Here is a 7,361-nt window from a genome sequence, read left to right as displayed (position 1 = left end):
GGCGGTGGTTGCCTCTACAACCGCCTGGTGGAGAACCGGCTGGTGATCACCTGCGGCGGCGACCAGATCGAGGCGGGCAAGAGCCTCACCTTCCGCCCGGACGCCGCGACCGCCCGGCACCCGATCCGGTCGCCGGTCTGACCCCTGCGGTACGCGCGGCGGTGCGCCTGCGGCTGGCGGCGGCGAGCGCGGCCGGGCTGGCGGTGGTGGTGGCGCTGGCGGCGCTGCTCGCCCCGGTGGTGGCCGCCCAGGTCGACGAGCGGCCGGTCGACCCACGCCGCTACGTGGAGCCGCCGCGGGTGGAGTCGCTGGACGAGAACCCGCTGATCCGGATCTCCGGGTGGGCGCTGAACCCGGACCAGCGGCTGCTCGACGTGCGCACCGTCGCGGGTGCCGGCGAGGGCGGGCCGCCGCGGATCCGGCTGGCGGTGCTCAGCGACTACGACGGGGTGACCTGGCGGGTCGGGGCCACGTACCGCAACGCGGGGCGGATCCTGCCCGCCGCCGAGCCGCCCCCGGGCACGGGCACCGACGAGGTGCGCCAGCAGATCACCGTCGGCGACCTGACCGGGCGGCTGCTGCCGGCGGTGCCCACGCCGCGCGAGGTGACCGGCGCGCGGGTGGCGTACGACCCGGCGACCGGGACGCTGATCCGGCCGGAAGGGCTCGCGCCCGGGCTGCGGTACGAGGTGTCCTCGATTCGGGAGCGCCCGGATGTGAACCTGCTGAGCACGGCGAACGTGCCCGCCGGTGACGAGGTGGCCCGGGTGCTGCGGGTGGCCGACGGGGCGCCGGAGCCGCTGCGACGGCTCGCCACCCAACTCGCCGAGTCGAACGGCGCCCCGTACGCGCGCGCCGACGCGATCGCCACGTTCCTGGCCGAGCACTACCGGGTGACAGCTGACGCGCCCAGCGGGCACGCGTACCCGAACTTGGCGTTCTTCCTGTTCGGACCGCGCAACGGCGGCGGGCAACGGGGCACCTCGGAGCAGTTCGCCGCCGCGTTCGCGGTGCTCGGCCGCCTCGCCGGCCTGCCGACCCGGGTGGTGGTCGGGTTCGAGCCGAGGGGCGACGGGCCGGTGCGGGCCGCCGACGCGTACGCCTGGCCGGAGGTGCTGTTCGACGGCGTCGGCTGGGTGCCGTTCGACCCGATGCCGCGCCCGGACTCCGAGCCCCGCCCGGTGGAGGAGGACTTCCGGCCGAAGCCGGAGGATCCGCCGCCGTCGGAGGTGCCCGCGCCCACCGAGGAGCCGAGCGCCACGCCCCCGGCCGCCGCGCCCGCCCCCGGCCGGGACGAGAGCGGGCTCGGTACGCCGCTGCTGGTCGTCGACGGCGTCGGCGGGCTGGCGTTGCTGGTCGGCGCGGTGCTGGCGGTGCTGTACGCGATGCGCCGCCGGCTGACCCGCTCCCGCCTCGAGGCCGGTGACCCGCAGGCGCGGGTCGCGGGCGCGTGGCGGGAGCTGACGGACGCGCTGCGCCTGGCCGGGCACCCGGTCGGGCCGGACCTGACGGCGGCCGAGGTGGCCGAGCGGGCCCGCCGGACGCTCGCCGATGCCCGCGCGGCCCGATCCAGAGGGAACGCGGCCGAGCCCACGGACCGGATCAGGGACGGCGCGGCCGGGCTCACGGACCGGGCCGGGGACGGCACGGCGGCCGGCGGTCCGGACGAGTCGGCGGTCGACGAGCTGGCCGCCCTGCTCAACCAGGCAGGCTTCGCGCCGGGCAGTGTGACGCCGGAACAGGCGGAGCGGGCCGCGCGGCTGAGTCAGGGCTTCGGCGATACGCTGCGGGCGGCGCGGTCGCGGTGGGGCCGGCTGCTGTGGACGGTCCACCCGGGGCCGCTGCGGTGGCGCCGCTGACGGGCCCGGCCGGGCGTACGGCGGCCGGCCGGATGCGGCCCGCCGCCGGGTGCGACCCGCCGTACCCGGGAATCCGCAGTGACGGGCCGGCTCAGCGGTCGGCGGCGCGCAGCTTGCGGACGAGTTTGCGCAGCCCGGCCTGCCAGCCGTCCGGATCCTCGGCGCGGCGGCGGGCGTAGTCGGCCACCTCCGGGTGCGGCAGGATCAGGAACCGCTCCTCGGCCAGCCCGGCGATCACCGAGTCGGCGACCTGGTCCGCTGTGAGGATCGTCCCGGACGCGGCGATCACCCGGGCGCCCAGATGCCCCTCGGCGAGGCCGTCGGCGAGCATCGGGGTGTCCACGCCCTGCGGGCACAGCGCGCTGACCCGGATCCCGGCGTCCCGGTAGGTGACCGCCAGCCATTCGGCGAGGCCCACGGCGGCGTGCTTGGTGGCGGTGTAGGGGGCGTCGCCGACCGCGGTGAGCACACCCGCCGCCGAGCAGGTGAGCAGCAGGTGGCCCTGGCCCCGGCGGAGCATGCCGGGCAGCACCGCGCGGGCGCTGTGCACGTGCCCGAGCACGTTCACCCGCCAGGCCCGGTCCCAGTCCGCGTCGGGCGCGTCGATGCCGCCGCCGGTGGCCACGCCGGCGTTGGCGCAGAACAGGTCGATCCGGCCGTGGCGGCGCTCGGTCTCCTCGACGAGGGCGCGTACCGCCGCCTCGTCGGTGACGTCGAGCCCGACCCCTTCGGCCACCGGGCCGATCGCCTCGGCGGTGGCGCGGGCCGCGTCGGCGGCCAGGTCGGCCAGGACGACAGTGGCGGCGCCCTCGGCGGCGAACCGGCGGCCCAGCGCCGCACCGATCCCGCCGGCCCCGCCGGTGATCACCACAACCCGGTCGGTCAGGTTCATCTCAGGCCACCTTCCCGGGGGCGAGCCGGGGCAGCAGGTCCATCCAGGCCGCCGCGCCACCCTCGGTGATCTCGGGCGTGGGCAGCACCGCGACCACCGGCACGTCCACGCCGTTGTCGGCGTAGCGGCGGACGGCGGCCACGCACTGCTCGGGTGAGCCGTGCGGCACCAGCGCGTCGACCACCTCGTCCGGTACGGCGGCGGAGGCGCCCCGCCGGTCGCCCGCCGCCCACGCCTGCCACATCGGGCCGAGCGAGTCCTCGCGGCCCAGCCACCTGTGGAACGCGGCGTACGCGGGGACGGTGAGGTATCCGGTGATCATGCGACGGCCCAGCGCGCGGGCGTACGTGGCGTCCTCGGTCGGGCAGACGAAGATGCGGGCGGCGACCTCGAAGCCGGGCCGGCGCTCGCCCACCTCGGCCAGTGCTGTCGGCACGTCGTCGGCGGCCAGCCAGTTGAGGATCACCCCGTCGGCCTCGGCGGCGGCCAGGCGCAGCATGCCGGGGCGCAACGCGGCCAGCACGACCGGCGGCGGCACGGCGGGCGGGCGTTCCAGCGTGAACTTGCGGACGGCGAACGTGTCGAACGCGCCGTCGACTGTCTCGCCGCGCAACGCGGCCCGCAGGAACCGCAGCACGTCCCGGGTGCGCTTGAACGGCTCGTCGAACTCGATCGCGTTCCAGTCCCGCACCAGCACCGGCGACGACGCGCCGACGCCGAGCGCGAAGCGGCCCGGCGCGGCCTCGGCCAGCGCGGCGGCGCTCATCGCGAGCAGTCCCGGCCCGCGGGTGAACACCGGCGTGATCGCGGTGCCCAGCCGCAGCCGCGGCGACCAGGCCGCGGCCAGGGCCAGCGGGGTGAACGCGTCCGCGCCGGCCACCTCCGACGACCACACGTCGGTGAACCCGGCGTCGTCGAGGGCCGCGTAGACGGCAGCGTGGTCGGCGAGCGGGATGCCGCCCAGCGGCACGGTCATGCCCCATCGGTTCGTCACCCGTCGATCGTGCCCGTCCGGCACCGCCGGGAGCAAGATCCAGGCCGATATGGGCGATCGGGCGGCGACGCCGGTCCCGCACGCCGCACCCGGGCTACGATCCGCGCGTGACCTTCTCGCTCGTCGCCCGCTCCGCCGACGGGCTCCTGCACGGCGTCGTCGTGGCCAGCCGGTTCCTCGCCGCCGGGGCGCTGGTGCCGGCGGCTGAGGCGCAGGTGGGAGCGGTCGCCACCCAGGCGCACGCCAACCTCGCCTACCGGTCGCAGGCGCTCGCGCTGCTGCGTACCGGCGTCAGCGCCACCGACGCGGTGGCCGGGCTGGTGGCCGCCGACCCCGGCCGCGACGACCGGCAGCTCGCCGTGGTCGGGGCGGCCGGCGACGGGGCGACCTGGACCGGGCCGCGCTGCCACCCGTGGGCCGGTGGGCAGGCCGGCGACGGCTGGGCCGCGCAGGGCAACATCCTGAGCGGGCCACAGGTGATCGACGCGCTGCGCGACGCCTGGCTGGCCCGCGTGGATCTGCCGTTCCCGCAACGCCTGCTGGCCGCGCTCATCGCCGGTGACCAGGCCGGCGGCGACCGGCGCGGCCGGCAGAGCGCGGCGATGCTCGTGGTGCGGCGCCACGGCGGTTACGCCGGCACCGGCGACGAGCTGGTGGACCTGCGCGTGGACGACCACGTGGACCCGGTCTCCGAGCTGAGCCGCCTGCTCGGCATCCACCACATGCTGTTCGGCCGCCCCGACCCGGCCTCGCTGCGTGACCTCGCCGGTCCGCTCGCGGCCGAGGTGGCGGAGCTGCTCGCCGCCACCGGCCACCCGGTCGGCCCGGCCGGCCTGGACGACGCGCTGGCGGCCTGGAGCGGCCTGGAGAACCTGGAGGAACGCTTCGTGCCCGGCCGGATCGACCCGATCGTGCTGGCGCACCTGCGGCGCTGCGCGGCGCGCTGAGCCCGGTCAGCCGCCGAAGGCCAGCCGGCCGATGCCCGCCCGCGCCAGCTGGGCGCGCTCGTCGCCGGTGAGCGGCAGCCGACCGGTGGCCTTGCGTAGCACGGTCAGCGCGTCCCAGCTCAGGCCCGGCGGCACCGGCACGCCGCCGGTGAGCACCCCGACCACCACGTCCGCCGCGGCCGGGGTCAGCCACGGCGGCCGGTCCAGCGCGTCGGCCAGGTCCAGGCCGTGCACCGCGACCTCCACCACACGGGTACGCAGGAACTCCGCCAGCGCCATCGCGTCACCGTGCCGGGTGCGTACCACCCGGCCCGGCGGCGCGACGGCGACCGCCTCGCCGGTGGCCCGCCAGGCCCGGCCGAACTCCCCGGCAACGGCGGCCGCGCCCGGGTGCTCCCGCGCCGCCCGCCGCGCGGACTCGACGCGGTCGAGGTCGACCGGCGGGCTGAACTTGGCCGCGCCGAAGTAGGCGGCCGCGTCGACCTCGGCCCGGGGCGGCGCGGGCTCGGCGAGCATCCCCGCCAGGCGTCCGGCTCCGGTGCTCACGTGCGCGACCAGGTCCCGTACCGACCAGGGCGGGCACGGCGTGGGCCGGTCCAGCGCGGCGTCGTCCAGGTCGCGCAGCACCCGTTCCAGGCGCTCGCACTCGGACCGGAACGCCGCCGGTACGTCGCTCACGGCGGGTCAGCCCTTCCAGCGGGGCACCAGCCGGTGCACCACGACCAGCACCAGCGCGGCCACCACGGCGATCGTGCCGCCGATGCCGGCCGCGCTGCCCGCGTACCCGACGAACAGCGGACGGCGGCCGAGCGCCTCGACCGGGACGGTGGAGCGGTCGACCAGCCAGGACAGCGCCACCGCGCAGGCCAGCAGGGCCACCACGCCGATGCCGCCGAGCACGGCGCCGGCCACCCGGTGCGCGTCGCCCGGCTCGACCACCGCCTGCTCCCGCTGGAAGAACAGCAGCACCAGTCCGGCGACCGCGGCCCAGGCGCCGACCACCAGGTACGCGGCGACCGCGTCGCTGGGCCGGTGCCAGCCGGCGGAGAGCGTGGCGACGCCGGCGGCGGCGGCGTACCCGGCGCCGAGGAACGCCCCGGCCGCCCGCACCTTGCGCGGCAGCACCAGGATCAGCGCGATCGCCACCGAGGCCGCCACGGCGGTGTGCCCGCTGGGCAGGCTGTTGCCGGCGGCGGCCCGTTCCGGGTCGATGCCGAAGTCGGGCCGGACCAGGTAGTGCTTGAGCAGTTGCGTGGTCACGTTCGCGCCGGCGATCAGCAGCGTCGCGGTGACGGCGAGCGCCTTGCGGCCCCGGATCAGCGCGATGAAACCGATCACGGCGGTCGCGGCCAGCAGCGACACCACCGACATGGCGTTGAGGATCGTGTCCACCGGACCGTCGATGCGGTCCTGGCCGATCCGGTTGCCGGTCAACGCCACCGTGTCCAGCCACTGCCCCAGTTCGGTGTGTACGGCGAAGCGCCACACCAGCCCGAACGCGGCTGTCTGGAGTAGGGCCAGTACGACCAACCAGACCGCCGTCCAACCCCTCGCCGTCTCACGCACCCGGACAACTTAACGGTAGGTCCGCTCCGGCGCGCGGCGGAGCGCCAGCGGCGGCGGCGTACGGTGAGGCGGGCGATGTGAGGAGGTGGGCCGTGACCGGCACGCCAGGGCCGCGACCGGAGGGCGAGCCCCGGCCGGAGTCGCTGGCCGACCTGCTCGGCGGCCGGCGCGGGGCGGTGGACGCGACGCTTCCCGCGCTGGCGTTCGGGCTCGGCTGGGCGCTCGGCGGGCTGGGCGGCGGCGTGCTCGCGGCGGTGCTGACCGGCACGGCGGTGGCCGGCTGGCGGTGGCGACGCGGCGACCGGCCCCGCTCGGTGCTGGTCGGGCTGCTCGCGGTCTGCGTGGCCGCGCTGATCGCGTTGCGGACCGGCCGGGCCGCCGACTTCTTCCTGCTCCAGATCGCCGCCAACGCGGCGAGCGCGCTGGCCTGGGCGGTGAGCATCGTGGTGCGGTGGCCGCTGCTGGGTGTGGTGGTCGGCACGGCGCTGGGCCAGCGGACCCGGTGGCGGCGCGACCCGGCGCTGCTGCGGGCGTACGGCCGGGGCAGCTGGGTGTGGACCGCCAGCTACGTGCTGCGCGTCGCGGTGTTCGTGCCGCTGTGGCTGTCCGGGCAGGTGGTCGCGCTGACTGTGGCGCGGGCGGCGCTGACCTGGCCGCTGATCGCGGCGGCGCTGGCGGGGAGCTGGGTGGTGATCCGGCGCTCACTGCCGGCCGGGCATCCGGGGCTGCGGCACCCGATGGACACGGACCGTAGAGCGCCGCGCACAGAATAATGGAGAGGCCGCCACGGGGGGAGCGGCCTCTCCGTCAAATACGTTACTCCGTCCACGGCCCGGATGTGATCCCTGGACCGCTGAATTTCGCGTGCCTTTTCGCGCCATGGGTCGTCGCCGGGCGGAGTGGTGGGCCGGCCGGTCCGCTGCGTCGGCCGGACGGCCGGCCCACCCGGCCTGACCGTGGGCGTCAGGCCGTTCGCCGACCCGGCCGCTCCGTTCCCCCATCGGCCGGCGCCGACGACCGGCTGGTGCAGCCCGGCGACTTCTACCACGCCTCCGGGTTCACCGCCGGTGGCGCGCTGCTCGACCTCGACGACCCGCCCACCG

At 77.1% G+C, this 7,361-nt stretch carries 6 protein-coding genes and 2 pseudogenes; 4 read left to right on the top strand and 4 right to left on the bottom strand.

Going from position 1 to position 7,361, the window contains the following annotated elements:
* Window positions 1-122: 122 nt before the first annotated feature.
* A pseudogene (locus AB0B20_RS29015) lies at window positions 123-1,859 on the top strand (DUF3488 and transglutaminase-like domain-containing protein); the annotation flags it as partial.
* Between the two features lie 91 nt (window positions 1,860-1,950).
* Here AB0B20_RS29015 and AB0B20_RS29010 read toward each other — a convergent pair.
* Window positions 1,951-2,751: an SDR family oxidoreductase gene (locus AB0B20_RS29010; RefSeq protein ID WP_357386613.1), complete on the bottom strand. Its 801-nt coding sequence runs from the start codon at window positions 2,749-2,751 to the stop codon at window positions 1,951-1,953.
* A gap of 1 nt (window position 2,752) precedes the next feature.
* Complete coding sequence (locus AB0B20_RS29005) at window positions 2,753-3,727, bottom strand: LLM class F420-dependent oxidoreductase (protein ID WP_357386741.1); 975 nt, start codon at window positions 3,725-3,727, stop codon at window positions 2,753-2,755.
* A gap of 125 nt (window positions 3,728-3,852) precedes the next feature.
* Here AB0B20_RS29005 and AB0B20_RS29000 point away from each other — a divergent pair, with 125 nt between their 5' ends.
* Window positions 3,853-4,692 carry a DUF1028 domain-containing protein gene (locus AB0B20_RS29000; protein ID WP_357386611.1) on the top strand — a complete coding sequence of 280 codons (840 nt, stop codon included), beginning with the start codon at window positions 3,853-3,855 and terminating at the stop codon, window positions 4,690-4,692.
* Window positions 4,693-4,698: 6 nt separating this feature from the next.
* Here AB0B20_RS29000 and AB0B20_RS28995 read toward each other — a convergent pair whose 3' ends face one another.
* Both AB0B20_RS28995 and AB0B20_RS28990 read right to left on the bottom strand, forming a co-directional pair.
* On the bottom strand, window positions 4,699-5,370 hold the full coding sequence (locus tag AB0B20_RS28995; protein ID WP_357386609.1) for a maleylpyruvate isomerase N-terminal domain-containing protein: 672 nt from the start codon (window positions 5,368-5,370) through the stop codon (window positions 4,699-4,701).
* Window positions 5,371-5,376: 6 nt separating this feature from the next.
* Window positions 5,377-6,258, bottom strand: coding sequence for a phosphatase PAP2 family protein (locus tag AB0B20_RS28990; RefSeq protein WP_357386607.1), 882 nt, complete (start codon window positions 6,256-6,258; stop codon window positions 5,377-5,379).
* A 92-nt stretch (window positions 6,259-6,350) separates the two neighbouring features.
* Between AB0B20_RS28990 and AB0B20_RS28985 the strand changes: the two genes are divergently transcribed.
* Complete coding sequence (locus tag AB0B20_RS28985; RefSeq protein WP_357386605.1) at window positions 6,351-7,031, top strand: DUF3159 domain-containing protein; 681 nt, start codon at window positions 6,351-6,353, stop codon at window positions 7,029-7,031.
* 236 nt (window positions 7,032-7,267) lie between these two features.
* Window positions 7,268-7,361, top strand: a pseudogene (locus AB0B20_RS28980) (LacI family transcriptional regulator); the annotation flags it as partial.

It is taken from the genome of Micromonospora sp. NPDC049151 (genome assembly GCF_040648395.1).
Taxonomy (GTDB): domain Bacteria; phylum Actinomycetota; class Actinomycetes; order Mycobacteriales; family Micromonosporaceae; genus Micromonospora.
Note: the sequence above shows the minus strand (reverse complement) of the source record. Positions and strands in the feature narration are given on the sequence as shown.

Bases quoted from the DNA above. Each gene is read 5' to 3' on its own strand.
- AB0B20_RS29005 (WP_357386741.1), bottom strand. From the start codon at position 3,727: ATGACCGTGCCGCTGGGCGGCATCCCGCTCGCCGACCACGCTGCCGTC.
- AB0B20_RS29010 (WP_357386613.1), bottom strand. From the start codon at position 2,751: ATGAACCTGACCGACCGGGTTGTGGTGATCACCGGCGGGGCCGGCGGG.